This is a genomic window from Streptomyces sp. NPDC004561, assembly GCF_053602155.1.
In genome coordinates, this window is sequence record NZ_JBSGDB010000075.1 from 1 (window position 1) to 24,730 (window position 24,730).

Annotated in this window: 23 protein-coding genes; 20 read left to right on the top strand and 3 right to left on the bottom strand. The window is 73.4% G+C overall.

Annotated features, from left to right (window positions below; all coding sequences use genetic code 11):
• A partial coding sequence (locus ACWEN3_RS13095) for a PP2C family protein-serine/threonine phosphatase (protein WP_452969377.1) occupies positions 1 to 1,413 on the top strand: 1,413 nt, incomplete at its 5' end.
• Positions 1,414 to 1,440: 27 nt separating this feature from the next.
• Positions 1,441 to 2,673 (top strand): radical SAM family heme chaperone HemW, encoded by a 1,233-nt coding sequence (gene hemW, locus ACWEN3_RS13100; protein WP_452969380.1) that lies wholly within the window; start codon positions 1,441 to 1,443, stop codon positions 2,671 to 2,673.
• Between the two features lie 48 nt (positions 2,674 to 2,721).
• Here the strand turns inward: hemW and ACWEN3_RS13105 are convergent, their stop codons facing one another.
• Together ACWEN3_RS13105 and ACWEN3_RS13110 are read right to left on the bottom strand one after the other, a co-directional pair.
• On the bottom strand, positions 2,722 to 3,525 hold the full coding sequence (locus ACWEN3_RS13105) for a DUF3097 domain-containing protein (RefSeq protein ID WP_452969383.1): 804 nt from the start codon (positions 3,523 to 3,525) through the stop codon (positions 2,722 to 2,724).
• Positions 3,526 to 3,559: 34 nt separating this feature from the next.
• Positions 3,560 to 4,282, bottom strand: a complete 723-nt coding sequence (locus tag ACWEN3_RS13110) for an MBL fold metallo-hydrolase (RefSeq protein WP_452969385.1) — start codon at positions 4,280 to 4,282, stop codon at positions 3,560 to 3,562.
• Between the two features lie 165 nt (positions 4,283 to 4,447).
• On the opposite strand from ACWEN3_RS13110, the gene hrcA reads away from it, so the two are divergent.
• The 10 genes from hrcA to ACWEN3_RS13160 all read left to right on the top strand — a co-directional run bounded on the left by hrcA (position 4,448) and on the right by ACWEN3_RS13160 (position 15,332).
• On the top strand, positions 4,448 to 5,464 hold the full coding sequence (hrcA, locus tag ACWEN3_RS13115; protein WP_452969388.1) for a heat-inducible transcriptional repressor HrcA: 1,017 nt from the start codon (positions 4,448 to 4,450) through the stop codon (positions 5,462 to 5,464).
• The gene (gene dnaJ, locus ACWEN3_RS13120) at positions 5,465 to 6,601 is read left to right on the top strand and encodes a molecular chaperone DnaJ (protein WP_452969390.1); all 1,137 of its coding nucleotides are present in this window, start codon (positions 5,465 to 5,467) and stop codon (positions 6,599 to 6,601) included.
• 201 nt (positions 6,602 to 6,802) lie between these two features.
• Positions 6,803 to 7,879, top strand: coding sequence for a nitronate monooxygenase (locus ACWEN3_RS13125; RefSeq protein ID WP_452969393.1), 1,077 nt, complete (start codon positions 6,803 to 6,805; stop codon positions 7,877 to 7,879).
• Positions 7,876 to 8,622, top strand: coding sequence for a 16S rRNA (uracil(1498)-N(3))-methyltransferase (locus tag ACWEN3_RS13130; protein ID WP_452969396.1), 747 nt, complete (start codon positions 7,876 to 7,878; stop codon positions 8,620 to 8,622). The genes ACWEN3_RS13125 and ACWEN3_RS13130 overlap by 4 nt, the downstream gene beginning before the upstream one ends.
• Before the next feature lie 17 nt (positions 8,623 to 8,639).
• Positions 8,640 to 9,032, top strand: coding sequence for a VOC family protein (locus ACWEN3_RS13135; protein ID WP_452969398.1), 393 nt, complete (start codon positions 8,640 to 8,642; stop codon positions 9,030 to 9,032).
• 81 nt (positions 9,033 to 9,113) lie between these two features.
• Entirely contained in the window at positions 9,114 to 9,668 is a 555-nt protein-coding gene (locus ACWEN3_RS13140) for a hypothetical protein (protein ID WP_452969401.1), read from the top strand.
• A 109-nt stretch (positions 9,669 to 9,777) separates the two neighbouring features.
• Positions 9,778 to 12,924 carry a S41 family peptidase gene (locus tag ACWEN3_RS13145; RefSeq protein WP_452969426.1) on the top strand — a complete coding sequence of 1,049 codons (3,147 nt, stop codon included), beginning with the start codon at positions 9,778 to 9,780 and terminating at the stop codon, positions 12,922 to 12,924.
• Positions 12,925 to 13,041: 117 nt separating this feature from the next.
• Complete coding sequence (locus ACWEN3_RS13150; RefSeq protein ID WP_452969404.1) at positions 13,042 to 13,395, top strand: histidine triad nucleotide-binding protein; 354 nt, start codon at positions 13,042 to 13,044, stop codon at positions 13,393 to 13,395.
• A 6-nt stretch (positions 13,396 to 13,401) separates the two neighbouring features.
• Complete coding sequence (locus ACWEN3_RS13155; RefSeq protein WP_452969405.1) at positions 13,402 to 14,307, top strand: ribonuclease Z; 906 nt, start codon at positions 13,402 to 13,404, stop codon at positions 14,305 to 14,307.
• Positions 14,308 to 14,327: 20 nt separating this feature from the next.
• Positions 14,328 to 15,332 carry an adenosine deaminase gene (locus ACWEN3_RS13160; RefSeq protein WP_452969407.1) on the top strand — a complete coding sequence of 335 codons (1,005 nt, stop codon included), beginning with the start codon at positions 14,328 to 14,330 and terminating at the stop codon, positions 15,330 to 15,332.
• Here ACWEN3_RS13160 and ACWEN3_RS13165 read toward each other — a convergent pair.
• Complete coding sequence (locus tag ACWEN3_RS13165; protein ID WP_452969409.1) at positions 15,284 to 16,513, bottom strand: MFS transporter; 1,230 nt, start codon at positions 16,511 to 16,513, stop codon at positions 15,284 to 15,286. The genes ACWEN3_RS13160 and ACWEN3_RS13165 overlap by 49 nt on opposite strands.
• A gap of 345 nt (positions 16,514 to 16,858) precedes the next feature.
• Between ACWEN3_RS13165 and ACWEN3_RS13170 the strand changes: the two genes are divergently transcribed.
• The 8 genes from ACWEN3_RS13170 to ACWEN3_RS13205 all read left to right on the top strand — a co-directional run.
• Positions 16,859 to 17,755: a 5-dehydro-4-deoxyglucarate dehydratase gene (locus ACWEN3_RS13170; protein ID WP_452969428.1), complete on the top strand. Its 897-nt coding sequence runs from the start codon at positions 16,859 to 16,861 to the stop codon at positions 17,753 to 17,755.
• Positions 17,752 to 19,041 carry a glucarate dehydratase family protein gene (locus tag ACWEN3_RS13175; protein WP_452969412.1) on the top strand — a complete coding sequence of 430 codons (1,290 nt, stop codon included), beginning with the start codon at positions 17,752 to 17,754 and terminating at the stop codon, positions 19,039 to 19,041. Before ACWEN3_RS13170 ends, ACWEN3_RS13175 begins: the two co-directional genes overlap by 4 nt.
• Positions 19,042 to 19,103: 62 nt before the next feature.
• A complete protein-coding gene (locus ACWEN3_RS13180) occupies positions 19,104 to 20,246 on the top strand; it encodes a carbohydrate kinase family protein (RefSeq protein ID WP_452969414.1) in 1,143 nt (380 codons plus the stop codon).
• A 129-nt stretch (positions 20,247 to 20,375) separates the two neighbouring features.
• On the top strand, positions 20,376 to 21,446 hold the full coding sequence (locus tag ACWEN3_RS13185) for a PhoH family protein (RefSeq protein ID WP_452969417.1): 1,071 nt from the start codon (positions 20,376 to 20,378) through the stop codon (positions 21,444 to 21,446).
• Positions 21,447 to 21,461: 15 nt separating this feature from the next.
• Complete coding sequence (ybeY, locus tag ACWEN3_RS13190; protein WP_116151189.1) at positions 21,462 to 21,959, top strand: rRNA maturation RNase YbeY; 498 nt, start codon at positions 21,462 to 21,464, stop codon at positions 21,957 to 21,959.
• A gap of 8 nt (positions 21,960 to 21,967) precedes the next feature.
• Positions 21,968 to 23,266: a hemolysin family protein gene (locus ACWEN3_RS13195; protein ID WP_452969419.1), complete on the top strand. Its 1,299-nt coding sequence runs from the start codon at positions 21,968 to 21,970 to the stop codon at positions 23,264 to 23,266.
• Positions 23,263 to 23,622 (top strand): MmcQ/YjbR family DNA-binding protein, encoded by a 360-nt coding sequence (locus ACWEN3_RS13200; protein WP_452969421.1) that lies wholly within the window; start codon positions 23,263 to 23,265, stop codon positions 23,620 to 23,622. Before ACWEN3_RS13195 ends, ACWEN3_RS13200 begins: the two co-directional genes overlap by 4 nt.
• A 43-nt stretch (positions 23,623 to 23,665) precedes the next feature.
• Positions 23,666 to 24,730, top strand: a 1,065-nt coding sequence (locus ACWEN3_RS13205; protein ID WP_452969424.1) for a S66 family peptidase, incomplete at its 3' end; no start/stop codon positions are given.

Genomic DNA, 24,730 nt, shown 5'->3' on the forward strand with positions numbered 1-24,730 from the left:
AAGACGGTCTGGGCCCGGCTGCCCCCGGGCGGCAGCGAGACGCCGGACGGCCCCGGCCCGCGCGACGCCCTGGCGGCCGCCGAGGAGCTGGCCCCGCAGCCGCAGCGCGCCGAGGGCGACCGGGACTGGCTCGGCCGGGGCGCGCTGTCCTTCCTCGCCGAGGCCTCGGACCTGCTCGCCGGGCAGCTGGACGAGAACCTGGTCGCGGCCCTCACCGGCCAGCTGATCGTGCCCCGACTCGCCGACTGGTGCGCGGTGTGGCTGGAGGACGAGGCGTCCGTGCGCGGCGGCGCCGGGGGCGGACCGGCACGGGTCTGGCACACCGGCGAGAACCGCATCGACGAACTGCGCTGCGCCCTGGAGAAGGAGCCGCCGAGCCCGCGGGACGGGCTGCGCTCCGGCCCGGAGCCGTATCCGTGGCCCGGCCACGCGCTCGGCCCCCAGGGCGCCGACGGGACGGCGCTGGCGTACCGGCTGATCGCGGGCGGCCGGCCGCTGGGCACGCTGGTCATCGGCCGGTGCGGGCTCGCGCGGTTCCCCGACGAGGTCACCGGGCTGATCGAGGACCTCAGCCGCCGGGTGGCCCTCGCCATCGGCGCCGCCCGGCAGTACGCCCGCCAGGCCACCATCAGCGCCGTCCTGCAGCGCGGCCTGCTGCCCGGAGCGGTCGCCCAGATCCCCGGGATGAGCAGCGCGCTCGTCTACGAGCCCTGCGACAAGGGCGGCCCCAGCGGCGACTTCTACGACCTGTTCCCGGCGGGCGACGGCCGCTGGTGCTTCGCCGTCGGCGATGTCCAGGGCAAGGGCCCCGAGGCGGCGGTCGTGATCGGCCTCGCCCGGCCCTGGCTGCGGCTCCTGGCCCGCGAGGGCTACCGGGTCGCCGACGTCCTCGACCGGCTCAACCAGCTCCTCCTGGACGACGCCACCGAGGCCGCCGACGCCGCCGCCCGCGCCCTGATCGCCGCCGGCGGCCGGGCCGTGGCCTCCGGGGACGGCCCGCAGACCCGCTTCCTGTCCCTGCTCTACGGCGAGCTGACGCCGTACGACGGCGGGGTCCGCTGCACCCTCGCCTCCGCCGGGCACCCGCTGCCGCTGGTGCTCGGCCCGGACGGCACCGTGCGCACGGTCGCCCGCCCGCAGACCCTGCTCGGCGTGGTCGAGGACGAGACCTACACCAGCGAGACCCTCGACCTCAGGCCCGGCGACAGCCTGCTGTGCGTCACCGACGGGGTGACCGAGCGGCGCTCCGGCTCCCGCCAGTTCGACGACGGCGACGGGCTCGCCCACGCCCTGTCCGGCTGCGCCGGGCTCAGCGCCGAGCTGATCGCGGAAAGGATCCGCCGCCTCGTGCACGAGTTCGGCGGGGGCCTGCCCGAGGACGACCTGGCGCTGCTGGTGCTCCAGGCGGAGTGACGGCGCCGGTGCTGGACAATGGAGGGCATGCCCTCCGCACTCCCCGACGGCGAGCCCGTCCCCGACGACGGCGCGCTGCCCGCGTCCGCGCTCGCCGGGGCCGCCGCCCGCCCGCTCGGCTTCTACCTGCACGTCCCGTACTGCGCGACCCGCTGCGGCTACTGCGACTTCAACACCTACACCGCGACCGAGCTGCGCGGCTCGGGCGGGGTGCTGGCGTCCCGCGACAACTACGCGGACACCCTCGCCGACGAGGTCCGGCTCGCCCGCAAGGTGCTCGGCGACGACCCCCGCCAGGTCCGCACGGTCTTCGTCGGCGGCGGCACGCCCACGCTGCTGGCCGCCGACGACCTGGTGCGGATGCTGGGGACCGTCCGCGACGAGTTCGGCCTGGCGCCGGACGCGGAGATCACCACGGAGGCCAACCCGGAGTCGGTCGACCCGGCCTACCTCGCCGCGCTGCGCGAGGGCGGCTTCAACCGGATCTCCTTCGGCATGCAGAGCGCGAGGCGGCACGTGCTGCGCGTGCTGGACCGCACCCACACCCCGGGCCGCCCCGAGGCGTGCGTGGCGGAGGCGCGGGCGGCGGGCTTCGAGCACGTCAACCTCGACCTGATCTACGGCACGCCGGGGGAGAGCGACGACGACTGGCGGGCCTCCCTCGACGCGGCGATCGGCGCCGGCCCCGACCACGTCAGCGCCTACGCGCTCATCGTCGAGGAGGGCACCCAGCTCGCCCGCCGCATCCGCCGGGGCGAGGTCCCGATGACCGACGACGACGTCCACGCCGACCGCTACCTGATCGCCGAGGAGACCCTGTCCGCGGCGGGCTTCTCCTGGTACGAGGTCTCCAACTGGGCCACCTCCGAGGCCGGCCGCTGCCTGCACAACGAGCTGTACTGGCGGGGCGCCGACTGGTGGGGCGCCGGGCCCGGGGCGCATTCGCACGTGGGCGGCGTGCGCTGGTGGAACGCCAAGCACCCGGGCGCGTACGCGGCGGCCCTCGCCTCCGGCCGCTCACCGGGCGCCGGCCGGGAGCTGCTGTCCGACGAGGACCGCCGGGTGGAGCGGATCCTGCTGGAGCTGCGGCTGCGCGAGGGCGTACCGCTGGCGCTGCTGAAGGAGGACGGCCGCACGGCGTCCCGCCGCGCGCTCGCGGACGGGCTGCTGGAGTCCGGCCCCTACGACGAGGGGCGCGCGGTGCTCACCCTGCGGGGACGGCTGCTGGCGGACGCGGTGGTGCGGGACCTGGTGGACTGATCGCACCACCGGGTGGGGCCGGCGCGGTCCGAGGACGGCGGCCCGGGGTCACTCCGGCGCGGTGACGAAGTCGATCAGCTGCTCCACCCGCCCCAGCAGCTCCGGCTCCAGGTCCTTGTACGACCGCACCCCGGACAGGATCCGCTGCCAGGCCGCGCCGGTGTTCTCCGGCCAGCCCAGGGCCCGGCACACCCCCGTCTTCCAGTCCTGGCCTCGCGGGATCACGGGCCAGGCCGGGATGCCCAGGGACGAGGGCTTCACGGCCTGCCAGACGTCGATGTAGGGGTGGCCGACGACCAGGGCGTGGTCGCTGGTGACCGACCGGGCGATGTGCCACTCCTTGGTGCCCGGCACCAGATGGTCCACCAGGACGCCCAGGCGCGCGTCGGGCCCCGGGGCGAAGTCCTCGATGACGGCCGGCAGGTCGTCGACGCCTTCCAGGTACTCCACGACCACGCCCTCGATGCGCAGGTCGTCGCCCCAGACCCGCTCGACCAGCTCGGCGTCGTGCCGGCCCTCGACGTAGATGCGGCCGGCGCGGGCCACGCGCGCGCGGGCGCCCGGCACGGCGACCGAACCGGAGGCCGTGCGGGTGGGCCGCGCCGGGCCGGAGGCGGGCCGTACCAGGGTCACCACACGGCCCTCCAGCAGGAAGCCGCGCGGCTCCAGCGGGAACACCCGGTGCTTGCCGAAGCGGTCCTCCAGGGTCACCGTGCCCGCCTCGCAGCGGATCACCGCGCCGCAGAACCCGGTGCCGGGCTCCTCCACCACCAGGCCCGGCTCGGCCGGCACCTCGGGCACGGGCTGCGGCTTCTTCCAGGGGGGAGTCAGGTCCGAGGTGTACTGGCGCATTCGGATGACGATAGGAGAACCCGTACGGCCGCGCTCACGACACGCCGAAGCGCGCGGCCAGGGTGTCCCGTTGCCGCCGTACGAAGTCGGCGTCCACCACCGCCCCGTGACCGGGCACGTACAGCGCGTCCTCGCCGCCGAGCGCCAGCAGCCGGTCCAGGGCGTCCGGCCAGTGGGACGGCACGGCGTCCGGGCCCGCCTGGGGCTCGCCGGACTCCTCGACCAGGTCGCCGCAGAAGACCACCTCGCGGGGACCCGGCACGCACACGGCGAGGTCGTGGGCGGTGTGGCCCGGGCCGACGTTGGCCAGCAGCACCTGCCGGCCGGGGCCGAGGTCGAGGGTCCGCTCGCCGGAGACCAGGTGCTGGGGCGCGGCGAGGGCGTCCACCGCCTCGTCCGCGTCCGCCACCGGGAGACCGTTGCGGACCGCGTCCAGGCGCAGCTCCTCCCGCTCGCGGGTGAGGACCGCGTCGACGCCCACCGCCGCGTACACCCGCGCCCCGGCGAACGCGGCGGCGCCGAAGACGTGGTCGAAGTGGGCGTGGGTCAGCGCGAGATGGGTCACACGGCCGCCGGTCAGCTCCTCGGCCCGGGCCCGCAGCCGGGCGCCTTCGGCCAGACTCGACCCGGCGTCCACCATCAGTGCCGTACCCTCGCCGAGGACCAGCCCGGCCGTGCAGTCCCAGCCGGGCAGCCGGCACCGCCCGACCCCGGCCGCCAGCCGCTCCCACCCGAGCTCTTCCCAAGTCACCGTCATACCGCGACGCTAGCCGTACGAGCAGCTGGGACGGCACCGACCTTGCCCGGGGAGTACCCCACGGCCGTACACTGGCCGGGGAAGACTGGCACTCACATACGAAGAGTGCCAAGCAGGACGAACCGCGGGACAGAGGGGACGACGACGTGCTGGAGGTGCGCGCGAATGCTGAGTGAACGCAGGCTCCAGGTGCTGCGCGCCATCGTCCAGGACTATGTCGGCACCGAGGAGCCCGTGGGCTCCAAGGCCCTCACCGAGCGGCACAACCTCGGCGTCTCCCCGGCGACCGTCCGCAACGACATGGCGGCCCTGGAGGACGAGGGGTACATCGCCCAGCCGCACACCAGTGCGGGGCGCATCCCCACCGACAAGGGCTACCGGCTGTTCGTGGACAAGCTCGCGGGCGTCAAGCCGATGACCGCGCCGGAGCGCCGGGCGATCCAGAACTTCCTCGAGGGCGCCGTCGACCTCGACGACGTCGTGGCCCGCACGGTGCGGCTGCTCGCGCAGCTGACCCGGCAGGTCGCCGTCGTGCAGTACCCGTCCCTGACCCGGTCCACCGTGCGGCACGTGGAGCTGCTCTCGCTCGCGCCCGCGCGGGTGATGCTCGTGCTGATCACGGACACCGGCCGGGTCGAGCAGCGGATGGTCGACTGCCCGGCGCCGTTCGGCGAGGCGTCCCTGGCGGACCTGCGCGCACGGCTGAACAGCCGGGTCGCGGGCCGTCGCTTCGCGGATGTGCCGAAGCTGGTCGAGGACCTGCCCGACGCCTTCGATGCCGAGGACCGCGGTACGGTCTCCACGGTGCTCTCCACTCTTCTGGAGACACTCGTCGAGGAGAACGAGGAGCGGCTGATGATCGGCGGCACCGCCAATCTGACCCGCTTCGGGCATGACTTCCCCCTCACGATCCGGCCCGTCCTGGAGGCCCTCGAGGAGCAGGTCGTGCTCCTCAAGCTCCTCGGCGAGGCGAAGGATCCGGGCGTGACCGTGCGTATCGGGCACGAGATCGCCCACGAGGGACTCAACTCCACCTCCGTGGTGTCGGTCGGCTACGGTTCGGGCGGCGAGGCGGTTGCCAAGCTCGGCGTGGTCGGACCGACCCGCATGGACTACCCAGGAACGATGGGAGCGGTACGCGCAGTGGCACGGTACGTCGGACAGATCCTGGCGGAGTCGTAAGTGGCCACGGACTACTACGCCGTTCTCGGCGTGCGCCGCGACGCGTCGCAGGAAGAGATCAAGAAGGCCTTCCGTCGGCTCGCCCGCGAGCTGCACCCGGACGTCAACCCGGATCCGAAGACCCAGGAGCGGTTCAAGGAGATCAACGCCGCTTACGAGGTGCTGTCGGACCCGCAGAAGAAGCAGGTCTACGACCTCGGCGGCGACCCGCTGTCCCAGTCGGGCGGCGCGGGCGCGGGCGGCTTCGGGGCCGGTGGCTTCGGCAACTTCTCCGACATCATGGACGCGTTCTTCGGCACGGCGTCGCAGCGCGGCCCGCGCTCGCGCACGCGGCGCGGCCAGGACGCGATGATCCGGATCGAGGTCGAGCTGGACGAGGCGGCCTTCGGGACGACCAAGGACATCCAGGTCGACACCGCGGTCGTCTGCAACACCTGCAACGGCGAGGGCGCGGCCCCGGGCACCACCGCCCAGACGTGCGACATGTGCCGCGGCCGCGGCGAGGTGTCGCAGGTGACCCGGTCCTTCCTGGGCCAGGTCATGACGTCCCGGCCCTGCCCCCAGTGCCAGGGCTTCGGCACGGTCGTGCCGACCCCGTGCCCGGAGTGCGCGGGCGACGGCCGTGTCCGCTCGCGGCGGACCCTGACCGTGAAGATCCCGGCCGGTGTCGACAACGGCACCCGCATCCAGCTCGCCGGCGAGGGCGAGGTCGGCCCCGGCGGCGGTCCGGCCGGCGACCTGTACGTCGAGATCCACGAGCTGCCGCACTCGACCTTCCAGCGGCGCGGCGACGACCTGCACTGCACGGTCACCATCCCGATGACCGCGGCGGCGCTCGGCACGAAGGTGCCGCTGGAGACGCTGGACGGCCTGGAGGACGTCGACATCCGGCCCGGGACCCAGTCCGGCCAGTCGATCCCGCTGCACAACCGGGGCGTCACGCATCTGCGCGGCGGCGGCCGGGGTGACCTGATCGTCCACGTCGAGGTCCAGACCCCGACCAAGCTCGACCCCGAGCAGGAGCGCCTGCTGCGCGAGCTGTCCAAGCTGCGCGGCGAGGAGCGGCCCCAGGGCCAGTTCCAGCCGGGTCAGCAGGGGCTGTTCTCGCGGCTGAAGGATGCCTTCAACGGGCGCTGACGCCGGGTGGTGTGGCGGCCGGGGGTCCGGGGGTCGGCCCCCGGGCAGGCGCAGTCAGCCGGGTCAGCAGGGGCTGTTCTCGCGGCTGAAGGACGCCTTCAACGGGCGCTGAGAGGACCGCCGGTCGGTGAGGTTGCCCCTGGCTTATGCCAGGGGAAGCCCGGATTCGGACTTGTGCAAAGGACGTGACAACATGCGGTCATGTCCTCCGCGCTGACCGATCTCTTTCCCCACCCGATCGTGCAGGCCCCCATGGCGGGCGGTGTCTCCCTCCCGCAGCTCGCCGCCGCCGTATCCGAGGCCGGTGGCCTCGGCTTCCTCGCCGCCGGGTACAAGACCGCCGACGGCATGTACCAGGAGATCAAGCAGCTGCGGGGGCTCACGGGCCGCCCGTTCGGCGTGAACGTGTTCATGCCGCAGCCCGCCAACGCCGAGTCCGGCGCCGTGGAGATGTACGCCCACCAGCTGGCCGGCGAGGCCGCCTGGTACGACACCGAGCTGGGCGATCCGGACAGCGGCCGGGACGACGGTTACGACGCCAAGCTCGCCGTCCTCCTCGACAACCCGGTGCCGGTGGTCTCCTTCCACTTCGGCGTGCCGGGCGGGGACGTCCTGGACAGGCTGCGCCGGGCCGGCACCGTCACCCTGGCCACCGCCACCACCGCCGAGGAGGCCGTCGCGGTGGAGCGGGCGGGGGCGGACGCGGTGATCGCACAGGGCGTGGAGGCCGGCGGTCACCAGGGCACGCACCGGGACATCCCTGACATCGACGGCTCCGGCATCGGCCTGCTGTCGCTGGTCGCGCAGATCCGGGAGAGCGTGCGCATCCCGGTCGTCGCCGCGGGCGGCATCATGCGCGGCGGCCAGATCGCCGCCGTCCTCGCCGCGGGCGCGAGCGCGGCCCAGCTGGGCACCGCCTTCCTCGCCACCCCCGAGTCCGGCGCCCAGGACGTGCACAAGCTGGCGCTCACCAACCCCCTGTTCGTGCGCACCGAGTTGACCCGGGCGTTCTCCGGCCGACCGGGGCGCGCACTGGTCAACCGCTTCCTGCGCGAGCACGGCCCGTACGCCCCCGCCGCCTACCCGGAGCTCCACCACCTCACCGTCCCGCTGCGCAAGGCCGCTGCCAAGGCCGGGGACGCGCAGGGCATGGCGCTGTGGGCGGGCCAGGGCCACCGGCTGGCCCGGGAGCTGCCGGCCGGACGGCTGGTGGAGGTGCTGGCCGACGAACTCGCCGCCGCCCGGACAGCGTTGTCGGCCGGGGGAGGCCTGCGATGACCGCGCCGGTGTTCGTCGTCGAGCACTTCGACCCGGACGGCGACCGCTATGTCCTGGACGGTCCCGAGGGCCGCCACGCCGTCTCCGTCAAGCGGCTGCAGTCCGGCGAGGAGGTCGTCCTCACCGACGGCGCCGGACGCTACGCCGTGTGCGAGGTGATCGGCAGCGAGGGCAAGGACCGGCTGATCGTCCACATGAGCGGGATCTCCGAGGAGCCGGCGCCGAGCCCGCGCATCACCGTCGTCCAGGCCCTGCCCAAGGGCGACCGGGGCGAACTCGCCGTCGAGACCATGACGGAGACCGGCGTCGACGCCATCGTGCCGTGGCAGGCGGCCCGTTGCATCACCCAGTGGAAGGGCGACCGGGGGCTGAAGGCCCTCGGCAAATGGCGGGCCACCGCCCGGGAGGCCGGGAAGCAGTCCCGGCGGGTCCGCTTCCCCGAGGTCGCGGACGCGGCGACCACCAAGCAGGTCGCCGCACTTCTCGCCGAAGCCGACTTCGCCGGGGTGCTCCACTCCGACTTCGAGCACGAGAGCCGGCCGCTGGCCACCGCCGAACTCCCCGCCGAGGGCCGGATCGTGCTGGTCGTCGGCCCGGAGGGCGGTGTCTCGCGCGACGAGCTGGCGCTGTTCGAGGAGGCGGGCGCGCGGGCGTACGTGCTGGGTCCTACCGTGTTGCGCACATCCACCGCCGGCACCGCCGCCGCGGCCCTTCTGCTGGGACGCACCGGCCGCTGGTCCTGACACACCTGGGGGACGCCATGGAACTCGCCCAAGTCCGGCTTCTGGTCACCGACTTCGCCGCCTGCTACCGCTTCTACGCCGATGTCCTCGGCCTCAAGCCGCAGTCCGGCGCGGCGCAGGGCCCGTACGAGAAGTTCAGCCCGCACGCCGGCTCCGCGGGCATCGCCCTGCAGGACCGGGCGATGATGGCCCGGGTGCTGGACGAGCTGGGCGAGACCGCCACGGGCCACCGCTCCCTGGTGGTGCTGCGCGTGGACGACCTCGACGCCTACTGCGCGGAGATCACCGCCCGCGGCACGGCCCTGCTGCACGGCCCGGTCCTCATGACCGACCGGATGCGGGTGGCCCACCTCAAGGACCCGGAGGGCAACCTGGTCGAACTCCAGGAGTGGCTGCTGCTGCGCGGCTGACGCGCACCCGGCCACCGCCCGGCGGGTGAGTGGCCGTATGCGGCCTTCCGCTTCGTGCGGGTCGGTGGCACGCTGCCGTGCATGGGGGCTTTGGGACGGATTCGGCGCGGGACGCGCGGGACACGGGCGGTGGCCGTCGTGGGGCTGGTCGCGGCGGCCGGCGGCGCCATGGTGGCCTGCCGGCCCGACGACCTCGGCTCGGCGAGCGTCGCCTACACCACCGACACGACCGCGACGGCCCGGCTGAAACAGCAGCACGTGGACGTCAGTTGGCTCACCTGCACCGGCGGTTACGGCAGAGGCGGCACGTCGGCGAGGACGCCCTCGCCGACCGAGACCACCGTCGTCTCCGTCGACTGCCAGGGGGAGACCAAGGACCGGCGGAAGATCACCGTCACCGGCGAGGTGACCAAGGCCGTCGACGGGGCCTGTGTGCGCGGGAACCTGACGGCCAGGGTCGGCGGCAGACAGGTGTTCCACGTCAGCGGGCTCGGCGACTGCAACGCCACGCCCGGCCCGACGTACCGCCCGCCCACCTACCGGCCCGGCGGCGGACAGCCGACCGTGACGGTCACCGTCACCCGGACCGTCTGGTGCAAGGGCGACCCGACCTGCTGGCCCGCCCAGGGCAAGTGATCGGAAAAGAGGGGCGGGGAGCGCCACCGCTGCGTACAGTGACGGGGTGACTCAGGGCGCTGCGACAGGAACCTCCGGCTACCTCCGATTCCCGCACCTGCACGGCGACTTGGTGACCTTCGTCGCCGAGGACGACGTGTGGCTGGCACCCCTCGACGGGGGCCGGCCCTGGCGGGTCAGTGCCGACAACGTACCGGTGAACCATCCCCGCATCTCGCCCGACGGCACCGCCGTCGCCTGGACCTCGACCCGCGACGGCGCCCCCGAGGTGCACCTCGCGCCGGTCGCCGGCGGCCCGGCCAGGCGGCTGACGCACTGGGGCAGTTGGAAGACCCAGGTGCGCGGCTGGACCCCGGACGGCGAGGTCCTCGCGGTCAGCACCGCCGGCCAGCCCAGTCTGCGCCGCACCTGGGCCCGTGCCGTCCCGCTGGACGGCGGACCCGCGGCCACCCTGCCGTACGGGCCCGTCGGCGACGTCGTGCGCGGCCCGCACACCGTGCTGCTGTCCGCGCCGATGGGCCGCGAGGCCGCCTGGTGGAAGCGGTACCGCGGCGGAACCGCCGGCCGGCTGTGGATCGACCGCGACGGCGACGGCGAGTTCGTGCGCCTGCACGAGGACCTGGACGGCAACATCGAGTACCCGCTGTGGGCCGGCGACCGGATCGCGTTCCTCTCCGACCACGAGGGCACCGGCGCCCTGTACTCCTCCCACGCCGACGGCTCCGACCTGCGCCGGCACACGCCCCTCGACGGTCACTACGCCCGGCACGCCGCCACCGACGGCAGCCGTGTCGTCTACTCCAGCGCCGGCGAACTGTGGCTCCTGGACGACCTCGACGGCGCGGAGCCGCGCCGCCTGGAGGTCCGGCTCGGCGGGCCCCGCACGGACCTGCAGCCCTTCCCGGTGAACGCCTCCCGCTGGTTCGGCTCGGCCGCCCCCGACCACACCGCGCGCGGCAGCGCGGTCGCCGTGCGGGGCACCGTGCACTGGATCACCCACCGCTCCGGCCCGGCCCGCGCGCTCGCCGCGCGGCCCGGCGTGCGCGCCCGGCTGCCCCGCACCTTCCGCGCGGAGGGCGAGGAGTGGGTGGTGTGGGTGACGGACGCCGAGGGCGAGGACGCCCTGGAGTTCGCGCCCGCCACCGGCGTCGCCGTCGGCGCGACCCCGCGCCGGCTGGCCGCGGGACGACTCGGCCGGGTCCTGGAACTGGCGATGGCCCCCGACGGCAGCCGGGCCGCCGTCGCCTCCCACGACGGCCGGCTGCTGCTGGTCGAGCGGGAGACCGGCGAAGTGCGCGAGGTCGACCGCAGCGAGGACGGCGACGTGAGCGACCTCGCCTTCTCGCCCGACTCGGCCTGGCTCGCCTGGAGCCACCCGGGAGCGCGCCCGCTGTGCCAGCTGCGCCTCGCCAACACCACCGATCTGTCGGTCACCGAGGCGACCCCGCTGCGCTTCCAGGACTACGCGCCCGCCTTCACCCTCGACGGCAAGCACCTCGCCTTCCTCTCCAACCGCTCCTTCGACCCGGTCTACGACGAGCACGTCTTCGACCTGGCCTTCGTGGAGGGCACCCGCCCCTACCTGATCACGCTGGCCGCGACCACGCCGTCCCCGTTCGGGCCGCAGCGGCACGGCCGCCCCTTCGAGGCCTCCGACAAGGAGGAGACGCCGGACAGCGAGGGCGTGCCGACGACGCGGATCGACCTCGACGGACTCGCCGACCGCATCGTGCCCTTCCCGGTGGAGGCCACCCGCTACTCCAACCTGCGCGCCGCCAAGGACGGGGTGCTCTGGCTCCGGCACCCGGTGCGCGGCGTCCTCGGCGCCTCCCGCGCCACGCCGGACGACCCCGACCCCAAGACCGAGCTGGAGCGCTACGACCTGGCCCAGCACCGCCTGGACCATCTGGCCGCCGACGCGGACCACTTCGAGATCAGCGGCGACGGCAAGCGGGCGCTGCTGTGGACCGACGGCAAGCTGAAGGTCGTCCCCAGCGACCGGCGCGCCTCCGGCGACGAGGACAGCGACTCCAACATCACCGTCGACCTGAGCCGGATCCGGCAGACCGTCGACCCGGCCGCCGAGTGGCGGCAGATGTACGAGGAGACGGGCCGCATCATGCGGGACCACTTCTGGCGGCCCGACATGGGCGGCGTCGACTGGGACGGCGTCCTCGACCGCTACCGTCCCGTCCTCGACCGCCTCGCCACCCACGACGACCTGGTGGACCTCCTGTGGGAGGTGCACGGCGAACTCGGCACCTCGCACGCCTATGTCATGCCGCGCGGCGGCTTCGGCAACGGCGCCCGCCAGGGTCTGCTCGGCGCGGACATCTCCCGCCACGAGGACGGCAGTTGGCGCATCGACCGCATCCTGCCCGCGGAGACCTCCGACCCGCAGGCGCGCAGCCCGCTCGCCGCGCCCGGGGTGGCCGTCCGTCCCGGGGACGCGATCGTCGCCGTCGGCGGACAGCCGGTCGACCCGGTGACCGGCCCCGGCCCGCTGCTGACCGGCACGGCCGGAAAGCCCGTCGAGCTGACCGTCTCGCCCTCCGGCGGCGGTGATCCCCGGCATGCCGTGGTGGTCCCGCTCGCGGACGAGGAGCCGCTGCGCTACCACGCCTGGGTCGCCGGCCGGCGGGCCTACGTCCACGAGAGGTCCGCGGGCCGGCTCGGCTACCTCCACGTGCCCGACATGCAGGCGCCCGGCTGGGCCCAGATCCACCGCGACCTGCGTGTCGAGGTGGCCCGCGAGGGCCTCGTCGTCGACGTGCGCGAGAACCGCGGCGGACACACCTCCCAGCTCGTCGTGGAGAAGCTGGCCCGCCGGATCGTCGGCTGGGACCTTCCCCGTGGCATGCGGCCCGAGAGCTACCCGAGGGACGCGCCCCGGGGCCCCGTCGTCGCCGTCGCCAACGAGTTCTCCGGCTCCGACGGGGACATCGTCAACGCGGCCATCAAGGCGCTCGGCATCGGCCCGGTCGTCGGCACCCGCACCTGGGGCGGTGTCATCGGCATCGACAGCCGCTACCACCTGGTCGACGGCACCCTGATCACCCAGCCCAAGTACGCGTTCTGGCTGGAGGGTTACGGCTGGGACGTGGAGAACCACGGCGTCGACCCGGACGTGGAGGTCGTACAGGCTCCGCAGGACTGGGCCGCCGGCCGGGACGTCCAGCTGGACGAGGCGATAAGGCTGGCGCTGGCGGCTCTGGAGGAGCGGCCCGCGAAGACCCCGCCGGTTCTGCCCACCTAGGCGGGCCGGACCGGATCGGCGCGCGGCTTCGTCGCACGGGCGCGCGGCCGCGTACGACCCGCACCGGAACGACTACGATGCCCCCGTACTGATCATCGGCGAAAGCGAGCGCAGCGAATGGCCGGCGAACCGCAGGACGACTGCCTGTTCTGCAAGATCGTCGCGGGTACGATCCCGGCGACGATCGTCCGTGAGACGGAGACCACCGTCGCCTTCCGGGACATAAACCCCCAGGCCCCCACCCACGTCCTGGTGGTCCCCAAGGCCCACTACGAGACCGGGGCCAAGCTCGCCGCGGCCGCCCCGCAGCTCGCCGCCGACGTGCTCGCCGAGACCCAGGCCGTCGCCGACGAGGAGAAGCTGGACAGCTACCGCACCGTCTTCAACACCGGCACCGGCGCCGGCCAGACCGTCTGGCACGCCCACGCGCACGTCCTCGGCGGCCGCGGTCTGCAGTGGCCCCCCGGGTAGGGCGCCGTGTCGGTCCGTGAACTCGTGGTCCTCGGCACCGCCAGCCAGGTGCCGACCCGGCAGCGCAACCACAACGGCTACCTGCTGCGGTGGGACGGCGAGGGCATCCTGTTCGACCCCGGCGAGGGCACACAGCGGCAGATGCTGCGCGCCGGGGTCGCCGCCCACGACCTGAACCGGATCTGCGTCACCCACTTCCACGGCGACCACTCCCTCGGCCTCGCCGGGGTCGTCCAGCGGATCAACCTGGACCAGGTGCCGCACGAGATCACCGCGCACTACCCGCGCTCCGGGCAGCGCTTCTTCGACCGGCTGCGGTACGCCACCGCCTACCGGGAGACGGCCCGCCTCACCGAGGCGCCCGTGGACACCGACGGCACCCTCGCGGTGACACCGTCGTACACCCTGGAGGCCCGCGGGCTGTCGCACCCGGTCGAGTCCTACGGCTACCGGCTGACCGAGCCCGACGGCCGCCGGATGCTGCCCGACCGGCTCGCCGCGCTCGGGATCAGGGGCCCGGACGTGGGGGTGCTCCAGCGCGAGGGCAGGCTCGGCGCTGTGACGCTGGAGGAGGTCAGCGAGGTACGGCGCGGCCAGCGGTTCGCGTTCGTCATGGACACCCGGCTGTGCGAGGGCGTGTACGCGCTCGCCGAGGGCTGCGACCTGCTCGTCATCGAGTCCACGTTCCTCGACGAGGACGAGGAACTCGCCGTCGAGCACGGCCATCTGACGGCCGGCCAGGCGGCCGTTGTGGCCCGGGACGCGGGCGTCCGCCACCTCGTCCTCACCCACTTCAGCCAGCGCTACACCGACCCCGACGGCTTCGAGCGGCAGGCGAGGGCCGCCGGCTTCGACGGAGAGCTGACGGTGGCCCACGATCTTCTGCGAGTGCCGGTTCCGAAACGTCGGTAAGAGCGCCGTACGATGCTTTGATGCCCCTCCCGAAAGCAGAACTGCACCTCCATATCGAAGGCACTCTGGAGCCCGAGCTGGCCTTCGCGCTGGCCGCCCGCAACGGCGTGAAGCTCCCGTACGCCGACACCGAAGAGCTTCGCGAGGCCTACCGGTTCGAGGACCTCCAGTCCTTCCTCAACCTGTACTACGAGCTGATGGCCGTCCTGCGCACCGAGCAGGACTTCAGCGACCTCGCGGACGCGTACCTCGCGCGCGCCGCCGCGCAGGGCGTGCGGCACGCGGAGATCTTCTTCGACCCGCAGGCCCATCTCGCCCGGGGCGTGTCCATGGGCACGGTGGTGGAGGGGCTGTGGCGGGCGCTCGGCCGCAGCCAGGAGAACCACGGCGTCTCCACGAAGCTCATCCTGTGCTTCCTGCGCGACGAGTCCGCCGAGTCGGCCCTGGAGACCCTGCGGGCCGCCGAGCCGTACCTGGACCGGATCACCGGTGTCGGGCTGGACTCCGCCGAGGTGGGGCATCCGCCGGTGAAGTTCCGCGAGGTGTACGAGGCCGCCGCCGCGCTCGGGCTGCGCCGTGTGGCCCATGCCGGCGAGGAGGGACCGCCGGAGTACATCACCGAGGCCCTGGACGTCCTCGGCGTGGAGCGCGTCGACCACGGCCTGCGCTGCATGGAGGACCCGGCGCTGGTCGAGCGGCTGGTGCGGGAGCGGATCCCGCTCACCCTGTGCCCGCTGTCCAACGTGCGCCTGCGCGCCGTCGACACCCTGGCCGGCCACCCGCTGCCGGCGATGCTGGACGCCGGGCTGCTGTGCACGGTCAACTCCGACGATCCGGCGTACTTCGGCGGGTACGCGGGCGACAACTTCGCGGCCGTCCGCGACACCCTGGGCCTGACCGAGGACCGCCTGCGCGAGCTGGCCCGCAACTCCTTCCTCGCCTCCTTCCTGGAGGACGACGAGGAGCTGCGGGACCGTTACCTCGCCGAGGTGGCGGCGTACGAGTTCGGGGACGCGGTCTCGTAGGCCCGCCGGGCGGGCACGGCGGCCGTCTCGACCGCGACCTCCACGACCGGCAGGGTCCGCCGGCCCGCCCGCAGTGCCACCGCCGTCATCGGCACCGCGATCAGCAGCAGGCCGGCCGCCAGCAGGTCGCCCATGACCGGGAAGCCGGCCGCTCCCGCCAGCGCGCTCCCGGCCAGCGGTCCCGCCGCCGTGCCCAGCGAGGCCGCCGAACCGACGAACACCGCCCAGCGGCCGCGCGGGTCGAGGGAGGCGGCGAGGCCGATGACGTACGACAGCACGACCGGGTAGAGCAGGTTCCAGGAGATCTCGCCGGCGGCGAAGCCCGTCAGATCGGTCGCCGACGCGCTGAGCGCGATGCAGGCCGCGATCAGTGCCGTACCGGCGCCGATGGGCATCGCGCGGCCGAGCCTCGGGCCGAGTGCTCCCGCGCCCAGCACCCCGAGCAGCCCGGCGCCGAGCGCGACGGCGAACACCGCGCCGACGGTGACCTCCGTGAGGTGGGCCTGGGCGAGGCCGATACGGCCGCTCACGCCCCACAGGGAGTTCTGGGCGAGGGACCAGCAGGGCATGGCGGCGGCGAGCAGCAGCCCGGCGCGACGCTGGGGCAGCCTGCCCTGTGCGCGGCCGGCGGCACGGGCCGGTGCCGTGCGGCGGGACAGCCGGCCGGTGAGCGGCCAGACGGCGAGCGCGGTCAGCGCGATCGCGGCCAGCGGGACGCCGTGGCCCGGGCCGAGGCGGGGGATCGCCAGGTAGAGGGTGCCGGCGAGCGCGGAGACGCCGAGCAGGCCGAGGGTGGTGACCCGGTGCGGATCCTTCTGGGCGGCGATGCCGCTCGCGGCGACCGCGGTGATCGTGCCGGACCCGAACCCGCCGACGACCGCGCCCGCGACGACGGCCGGTACGACCCCGGTGAGGGCGGCCCCGCCGTAGCCGAGGAAGGCGAGCGCGAGACCGGCGCGGGCGAGGGTCCGGGGCCCGATCCGGTCGACCCGGGAGGCCAACAGGAAGCCCGCTGCCGCCGAACTCAGCAGCAGCGCACTGCCGATGGCCCCGGCCTGGGTGGTGGTGAGCGGAAGGCCGCTGTTGAGCCGGCCGACGGTGGTCGGCAGCAGATAGGGGGCGAGGTACCCGGCCGTGAAGAGGGCGACGAGGGGCCAGGGCAGGGTGCGGCGGGCGGACACGGGCGTTCCCAGGGCAGGCGGAAGGAGGCTCGAAAGAGCGAGAGGGGAGGGAGCGACGACCGTCGACGGACAGGAACGCGCGAGCAAGTTGTATCAAGCACGCGGTTCCGAGAAGAAGGCCGGACGGAGTGATCCGGATCACTCCTCGGTTTGCGGATGAATGGCCGGGGTAAGCAAGGGCGCTTCCCGTGCCGGACGTGCCGCGTTCACCCTTCCTCCCATTGACGAGCGCGTGTACGTGTATCTAGCCTTTGTTCTCATACATAGACAGCATTCATAAGAGGAGATGTTCAGGTGGGTGGCGACCGGAGTCCGCGGGATGTGGCGCGGCGGCTGCGGGAGGGGATGGCGCGGGGCGTGCTGTCCTTTCCGCTCACCGCCTTCGGCGACGACGGCGCCCTCGACGCCGACGGCTTCCGCGCGCATGTCGCGGACCGGCTCGCCGCCGGGCCCGGGGCCGTCTTCCCGGCCTGCGGCACCGGGGAGTTCTTCTCGCTGGACGAGGACGAGTACCGGACGGTCGTCCGCGTCACCGTCGAGGAGGCGGCCGGGCGGCTGCCCGTGGTGGCCGGCACCGGGTACGGCTGGGCGCAGGCCGCCCGGTTCGCGCGGATCGCCGAGGAGGCCGGCGCCGACGCCCTGCTCGTCCTGCCGCACTATCTCGTCGACGCCCCCCAGGACGGCCTCGCCGCGCAACTGGAGCGGCTCGCCGACCGCACCCGGCTGCCGCTGATCGCCTACCAGCGCGGCCAAGTCGCCTATACGGTGGGCTCGCTGCGCCGCATCGCGGACATCCCGAACGTCATCGGCCTCAAGGACGGCCACAGTGACCTCGACCGCCTCCAGCGCCTCACCCTGGCCGCCCCCGCCGGCTTCCTGTTCTTCAACGGCGCCGCCACCGCCGAGATCCAGGCCCGCGCCTACGCCGCCGTCGGCGTCCCCGCCTACTCCTCCGCCGTGCACGCCTTCGCCCCCGAGATCGCCGGCGCCTTCTTCACCGCGCTGCGGGACGGCGACCACGGCGCCGTCGACAGGCTGCTGCGCGACTTCTACGTCCCCTTCGTCGAACTCCGCGACCGCGCGCCCGGTTACGCGGTGTCCCTCGTGAAGGCGGCGGCCCGGCTGCGCCGACAGCGCGTCGGCCCCGTGCGCGCCCCGCTCACCGACCCCGCGCCCGCCGACCTCGCCGCCCTCAAGGTCCTCCTCACCGCCGGACTCGATCTCGTAGGAGCCTCCCTGTGACCCGTGACCTGACCATCGCCGAGGTGCGGCTGACGCCGATCCTGGTCGCCGACGCGCCCCTGCTCAACACCCAGGGGGTGCACCAGCCGTACACCCCCCGGCTGATCGTGGAGGTCGTCACGGCCGACGGGACGGCCGGGCTCGGCGAGACCTACGGCGACACCAAGTACCTGGAGCTCGCCCGGCCGCTCGCCGAGCGCCTCACCGGCCGCTCGGTCATGGATGTGAACGGCCTTTTCGGGATCGACCTGGACGTGGACGAGTCCCGGGTCGCCGGGCAGGTCGACGCGGGCGGGCTGCGCGGGGTGCAGAGCGCCGACAAGCTGCGGCTGTCCGTGCTGTCCGCCTTCGAGGTCGCCTGCCTGGACGCCCAGGGCAGGGCGCTCGGGCTGCCCGTGCACGCGCTGCTCGGCGGCCGGGTCCGCGACAGCGTGGAGTACAGCGCCTACCTGTTCTACAAGTGGGCCCGGCACCCGGAGGGCGTCCCGGCCGAACCGGACGAGTGGGGCGCCGCCCTCGACCCCGCCGGAGTCGTCGCCCAGGCACGGGAGTTGCGGCGCCGTCACGGGTTCGGGTCGTTCAAGCTCAAGGGCGGTGTCTTCCCCCCGCAAGAGGAGATCGCCGCCGTACGCGCCCTCGCCGAGGCCTTCCCCGGGCACCCGCTGCGCCTCGACCCCAACGGCGCCTGGTCGGTCGAGACCTCGCTGAAGGTGGCCGAGGAACTCGGGGACGTCCTGGAGTACCTGGAGGACCCGACGCTCGGCACACCCGCGATGGCCGAGGTGTCCGCGGGGACCGGGGTGCCGCTCGCCACCAACATGTGCGTGACCACCTTCGGCGAGATCAGGGAGGCGTTCACCAGGGACGCCGTGCAGGTCGTCCTCTCCGACCACCACTACTGGGGCGGGCTGCGCAACACCCAGCACCTCGCGGCCCTCTGCGCCGCCTTCGGGGTCGGGGTGTCCATGCACTCCAACACCCACCTCGGCATCAGCCTCGCCGCCATGACCCACGTGGCGTCCACCGTGCCGGACCTCCACCACGCCTGCGACTCCCACTACCCCTGGCAGCCGGAGGACGTCCTCACCGAGCGGATCGCCTTCACCGGCGGCCGGGTCGCGGTGTCCGACGCCCCCGGCTTCGGCGTCGAGCTCGACCGGGACGAACTGGCCCGGCTGCACCGGCGGTGGGCCGAGGACGACGGCTCGCTGCGGGACCGCGACGACGCGGCCGCGATGCGGGCGGCCGAACCGGGGTGGCGGACGCCGGTGATGCCCCGCTGGTGAGCCCCTGCACGGTGCGTGAGGTGGTGCACACTGGCCAGACCCGCACCACGAGGGAGCGCACCGTGACCCCGTCGCACACGATCGCCGGAGAGGAACCGGAACACCTCACCCAGGCAGGGGGCCGCCGGACCCAGGTCGACCCGCTCGCCGCGCTGCGCGCACCCGGCGATCCGCCCTGGGACGTCTACCTCACCGGCACGGTCTTCCTCGACATCGTCTTCACCGGGCTGGACTCGGCGCCCGTGCGCGGCACCGAGTCCTGGGCCCGGGGCATGGGCTCCAGCCCCGGCGGGGTCGCCAACATGGCCGCCGCGCTGGCCCGCCTCGGGCTGCGCACCTCGCTCGCCGCGGCCTTCGGCGACGACCACTACGGCGAGTACTGCTGGGACGCCCTGGAGCAGGGCGAGGGCATCGACCTCACCCCGTCCCGCACGGTGCCCGGCTGGCACTCGCCGGTGACGGTCTCCATGGCGTACGAGGGCGAGCGGACCATGGTCTCCCACGGGCACGAGCCGCCGCCGGAGGAGCCGGCCCCCGACTGCCCGCCCCGCGCGCGGGCGGCCGTGGCCTCCCTCACGCCGGGCACGCGGGCGCCGTGGATCGCCCAGGCCGCCCACGAGGGCACCCGGATCTTCGCCGACGTCGGCTGGGACGAGACCGGCGCCTGGGACCTCGCCGGGCTCCCCGACCTGGAGCACTGCGAGGCGTTCCTGCCCAACGCGGAGGAGGCGAAGCGGTACACCGGGGCCGACTGCCCGCGGCTCGCCGCGCACGCCCTGACCGAGCACGTGCCGGTGGCCGTGGTCACCCTCGGGGCCGAGGGGGCGTACGCGGTGGACCGGTGTACCGGGGAGGCGGCGGAGGTGCCCGCGATCGCCGTGGAGGCGCTGGATCCCACGGGGGCCGGGGACGTCTTCGTCGCCGGGTTCGTGACGGGGACGCTGGCGGGCTGGCCGCTCGCCGACCGGCTGGCCTTCGCCGGGCTCACGGCCGCTCTGTCGGTGCAGGAGTTCGGGGGATCGCTGTCGGCGCCGGGGTGGTCGGAGATCGGGGCGTGGTGGCGGCGGGTGCAGTCCCTGCCGGGGCAGGAGCCGATGGCGCTGCGGCGGTACGCGTTCCTCGACGGGGTGGTGCCCGAGGAACTCGACCGGGTGTGGCCGCTGCGGCGGGCCGTGCCGACCATCGGGTTCCGGCGTTCGAGCTGAGCACCCCGGGAAGGGCCCTCGGAAAAGTCCTACGGGCTTGTCATCTCCCCGTCGTACTCTGGAACCGCGAGGCCGCCCTCAGCGGTGCGGCCGTGACGAGGAGGAAGCGCAGGCCTTCAGCGCCGGCCCATGACACAGACACCCACAGCTCACACCCCCGCGCAGGAGCAGGCGAGAGCGCAGTTCACCGTCCCCGCGCAGCACCCCATGGTGACCGTGCTGGGTTCGGGCGACTCGCTTCTGCGCGTGATCGAGAGGGCCTTCCCGGCGGCCGACATCCACGTCCGGGGCAACGAGATCAGCGCGGTCGGCGATCCCGCCGACGTGTCCCTGATCTCGCGTGTGTTCGACGAGATGATGCTGGTGCTCCGCACCGGGCAGCCGATGACGGAGGACGCAGTGGAACGCTCGATCGCCATGCTCAAGGCGAGCGAGAACGGGACGAGCGACGGCCCGGAGACCCCGGCACAGGTGCTGACGCAGAACATCCTGTCCTCGCGGGGCCGGACCATCCGCCCCAAGACCCTCAACCAGAAGCGGTACGTCGACGCGATCGACAAGCACACGATCGTCTTCGGCATCGGCCCCGCCGGTACCGGCAAGACCTACCTGGCCATGGCCAAGGCCGTGCAGGCCCTGCAGTCCAAGCAGGTCAACCGGATCATCCTCACCCGCCCCGCGGTGGAGGCCGGCGAGCGGCTGGGCTTCCTGCCCGGCACGCTCTACGAGAAGATCGACCCCTACCTGCGCCCGCTCTACGACGCGCTGCACGACATGCTCGACCCGGACTCGATCCCCCGCCTGATGGCGGCCGGGACGATCGAGGTCGCACCGCTCGCCTACATGCGCGGACGCACGCTCAACGACGCCTTCATCATCCTGGACGAGGCCCAGAACACGAGCCCCGAACAGATGAAGATGTTCCTCACCCGCCTGGGCTTCGACTCGAAGATCGTGATCACCGGTGACGTGACGCAGGTCGACCTGCCGAACGGCACGAAGAGCGGTCTGAGGCAGGTGCAGGAGATCCTGGAGGGCGTCGAGGACGTCCACTTCTCCCGGCTGTCCTCCCACGATGTCGTACGGCACAAGCTGGTGGGCCGTATCGTCGACGCGTACGAGCAGTACGACAGCGAGCACGGCACCGAGAACGGCACCCACAAGGGCGGCCGGGGCAGGTCCGGGCACAAGGGGAAGTAGAGACACGGCGCCACCATGTCGATCGACGTCAACAACGAGTCCGGCACCGAGGTCGACGAGCAGGCGATCCTCGACATCGCCCGCTACGCACTCGCGCGGATGCGCATCCACCCGCTCTCCGAGCTCTCGGTGATCGTCGTGGACGCCGACGCCATGGAGCAGCTCCACATCCAGTGGATGGACCTCCCCGGGCCGACCGATGTCATGTCCTTCCCGATGGACGAGCTGCGGCCGCCCGGCAAGGACGACGACGAGCCGCCGCAGGGGCTCCTCGGCGACATCGTGCTGTGCCCGGAGGTCGCCGCCAAGCAGGGGACCGAGGCGCCCACCCAGCACTCCATGGACGAGGAGCTCCAGCTGCTCACCGTCCACGGCGTGCTGCACCTGCTCGGGTACGACCACGAGGAGCCCGACGAGAAGGCCGAGATGTTCGGCCTGCAGGCCGCCATCGTGGACGGATGGCGGGGCGAGCGCGGCCTGACCGGGCCGTCCCCGGCGCCGACCGTCTCGTAAGCGCGTCCATGAGTCCGCAGATCGTGGTCGGCGCGATCGCGCTGGTCGTCGTCGCCTGGCTCGCCGCCTGCGCGGAGGCGGGCCTGGCGCGCGTCTCCAGCTTCCGTGCCGAGGAGGCCGTGAAGTCCGGCCGGCGCGGCAGCGCCAAGCTGGCCCAGATCGCCGCCGATCCCACCCGCTACCTCAACCTGGCCCTCCTGGTCCGCGTCGCCTGCGAGATGGCGGCCGCGGCCCTGGTGACGTACGCCTGCCTGGAGGAGTTCCCGGCCACCTGGCAGGCCCTGCTCGTCGCCATCGGCGTCATGGTCCTGGTGTCGTACGTCGCCGTCGGCGTCTCCCCGCGCACCATCGGCCGCCAGCACCCGCTGAACACCGCGACCGCGGCCGCGTACGTGCTGCTGCCGCTGGCCCGCGTGATGGGACCGATCCCCTCGCTGCTCATCCTCATCGGCAACGCCCTCACCCCCGGCAAGGGCTTCCGGCGGGGCCCGTTCGCCTCCGAGGCGGAGCTGCGCGCGATGGTCGACCTCGCCGAGAAGGAGTCGCTGATCGAGGACGAGGAGCGCCGCATGGTGCACTCGGTCTTCGAGCTGGGCGACACCCTGGTGCGCGAGGTCATGGTGCCCCGCACCGACCTGGTCGTCATCGAGCGGTACAAGACCATCCGGCAGGCGCTCACCCTCGCCCTGCGCTCCGGGTTCTCCCGGATCCCGGTCACCGGCGAGAGCGAGGACGACATCGTCGGGATCGTGTACCTGAAGGACCTGGTCCGCAAGACGCACATCAGCCGGGAGGCGGAGGGCGACCTGGTCTCGACCGCCATGCGGCCCGCCGTCTTCGTGCCCGACACCAAGAACGCCGGCGACCTGCTGCGCGAGATGCAGAAGGAACGCAACCACGTCGCCGTCGTCATCGACGAGTACGGCGGCACCGCCGGGATCGTCACCATCGAGGACATCCTCGAGGAGATCGTCGGCGAGATCACCGACGAGTACGACCGGGAACTCCCGCCCGTGGAGGAGCTGGGCGACGACCGGTTCCGGGTCACCGCCCGCCTGGACATCACCGACCTCGGCGAGCTGTACGGCCTGGAGGAGTACGACGACGAGGACGTGGAGACCGTCGGCGGACTGCTCGCCAAGGCCCTCGGCCGCGTGCCCATCGCCGGCGCCTCGGCCGAGGTGGAACTGCCCGACGAGCGCAGGCTGAGGCTCACCGCGGAGGCGGCGGCCGGACGCCGCAACAAGATCGTCACGGTGCTCGTGGAGCCGACCGGGGAGCCGGCGCCGGAGGAGAGGCCCGAGTGAACCCCGAGGAGCTGCGCGCCTTCTGCCTGTCCTTCAACGCGGTCGTGGAGGACTTCCCGTTCAACCCGGAGACCTCGGTCTTCAAGGTGCTGGGCAAGATGTTCGCCCTGACGAACCTGGGCGCGCGGCCCCTGACGGTCAACCTCAAGTGCGACCCGGAGGACGCGGTCCGGCTCCGGGCCGACCACGAGGGGCTGATCGTCCCCGGCTACCACATGAACAAGCGGCACTGGAACACCGTGACGGCGGACGGCGGCCTGCCGGACCGGCTGGTCCGCGAGCTGGTCGAGGACTCGTACGACCTCGTCGTCGCCGGACTGCCGAGGGCGGAGCGGCTGCGGCTGGACCGGCCGTAATTCCCTTGCCGTACCCCGCTGTCGCGCTGGGACAATCCGGCGCATGACTGTGCGATATCCGCGCCCGCTGCGCCCGGGCGACCGTGTCGGTGTGACCTCTCCCTCCAGCGGGGTGGCCAAGGAGCTCCGGGGCCGGCTCGACGTCGCGGTGCGGGAGATCGAGGCACGCGGGTACGAGGCGGTCGTCGGCCGGTGCATGAACGGCTCGACGCACATCAGCGCCCCGGCCGCCGAGCGCGCCGCCGAATTGACCGCGATGCTGACCGACCCGTCGATCCGGGCCGTGGTCCCGCCGTGGGGCGGGGAGACCGCGATCGACCTGCTGCCGCTGCTGGACTTCGAGGAGATCGGCCGGGCCGAGCCGACCTGGGTCGTCGGCTGGTCGGACATCTCTACGATCATCACACCGCTGACCCTGCTCACCGGGGTCGCGACCGTGCACGGCAACAACCTCATGGACACGCCCTACCGGGCGCCCGAGGGCCTGACGACCTGGCTGGACATCGTGGCCGCGCCGCAGGGCGAGCCGTTCGCCCAGACCCCGCCGGGCCGGTACCGGACCGGCGGCTGGGACGACTGGGCCCGGGACCCGGAGATCCGCGACCTCACCCTGGACGCGGAGGGGTCCTGGACCCGGCTGGACGGCGACGGCGACGTGGACGTCGAGGGCCGGCTGATCGGCGGGTGCGTGGAGACCCTGGTCAACCTCGCGGGCACCCCGTACCTCGACACCGCGCGCTTCGCCGGTGACGAGCCGCTGCTCGTCTATGTCGAGGCCTGTGAGGACGACGCCTTCGGCATCTGCCGCAATCTGCACGGCATGCGCCTCGCCGGCTTCTTCGACCGGGCCGCCGCCGTCCTCGTGGGCCGGACCCGCGCCCCCGCCGGCCGCACCCTCACCCAGCAGGAAGCGGTGCTCGACGCGCTCGGCCCGCTCGGGGTGCCGATCGTCGCCGATGTGGAGTGCGGACACGTACCGCCCAACCTTCCCCTGGTCAACGGCGCGCGCGGCCGTGTGGTGCACAGCCGGGGTCGGCAAGGCCACCATCTACCGCCGCTGGAGCGGCAAGGAGGAGCTGTTCGTCGACGTCATGCGCGCCACCGAACC

What these genes read in the sequence shown, in the direction of transcription:
- ACWEN3_RS13125 (WP_452969393.1), top strand. Translation starts at nt 6,803, where the DNA reads ATGTCCTCCGCGCTGACCGATCTCTTTCCCCACCCGATCGTGCAGGCC.
- ACWEN3_RS13195 (WP_452969419.1), top strand. Translation starts at nt 21,968, where the DNA reads ATGAGTCCGCAGATCGTGGTCGGCGCGATCGCGCTGGTCGTCGTCGCC.
- ACWEN3_RS13140 (WP_452969401.1), top strand. Translation starts at nt 9,114, where the DNA reads ATGGGGGCTTTGGGACGGATTCGGCGCGGGACGCGCGGGACACGGGCG.
- ybeY (WP_116151189.1), top strand. Translation starts at nt 21,462, where the DNA reads ATGTCGATCGACGTCAACAACGAGTCCGGCACCGAGGTCGACGAGCAG.
- ACWEN3_RS13170 (WP_452969428.1), top strand. Translation starts at nt 16,859, where the DNA reads ATGGCGCGGGGCGTGCTGTCCTTTCCGCTCACCGCCTTCGGCGACGAC.
- hrcA (WP_452969388.1), top strand. Translation starts at nt 4,448, where the DNA reads ATGCTGAGTGAACGCAGGCTCCAGGTGCTGCGCGCCATCGTCCAGGAC.
- ACWEN3_RS13150 (WP_452969404.1), top strand. Translation starts at nt 13,042, where the DNA reads ATGGCCGGCGAACCGCAGGACGACTGCCTGTTCTGCAAGATCGTCGCG.
- ACWEN3_RS13160 (WP_452969407.1), top strand. Translation starts at nt 14,328, where the DNA reads ATGCCCCTCCCGAAAGCAGAACTGCACCTCCATATCGAAGGCACTCTG.
- hemW (WP_452969380.1), top strand. Translation starts at nt 1,441, where the DNA reads ATGCCCTCCGCACTCCCCGACGGCGAGCCCGTCCCCGACGACGGCGCG.
- ACWEN3_RS13135 (WP_452969398.1), top strand. Translation starts at nt 8,640, where the DNA reads ATGGAACTCGCCCAAGTCCGGCTTCTGGTCACCGACTTCGCCGCCTGC.
- ACWEN3_RS13130 (WP_452969396.1), top strand. Translation starts at nt 7,876, where the DNA reads ATGACCGCGCCGGTGTTCGTCGTCGAGCACTTCGACCCGGACGGCGAC.
- ACWEN3_RS13110 (WP_452969385.1), bottom strand. Translation starts at nt 4,282, where the DNA reads ATGACGGTGACTTGGGAAGAGCTCGGGTGGGAGCGGCTGGCGGCCGGG.
- ACWEN3_RS13185 (WP_452969417.1), top strand. Translation starts at nt 20,376, where the DNA reads ATGACACAGACACCCACAGCTCACACCCCCGCGCAGGAGCAGGCGAGA.
- ACWEN3_RS13105 (WP_452969383.1), bottom strand. Translation starts at nt 3,525, where the DNA reads ATGCGCCAGTACACCTCGGACCTGACTCCCCCCTGGAAGAAGCCGCAG.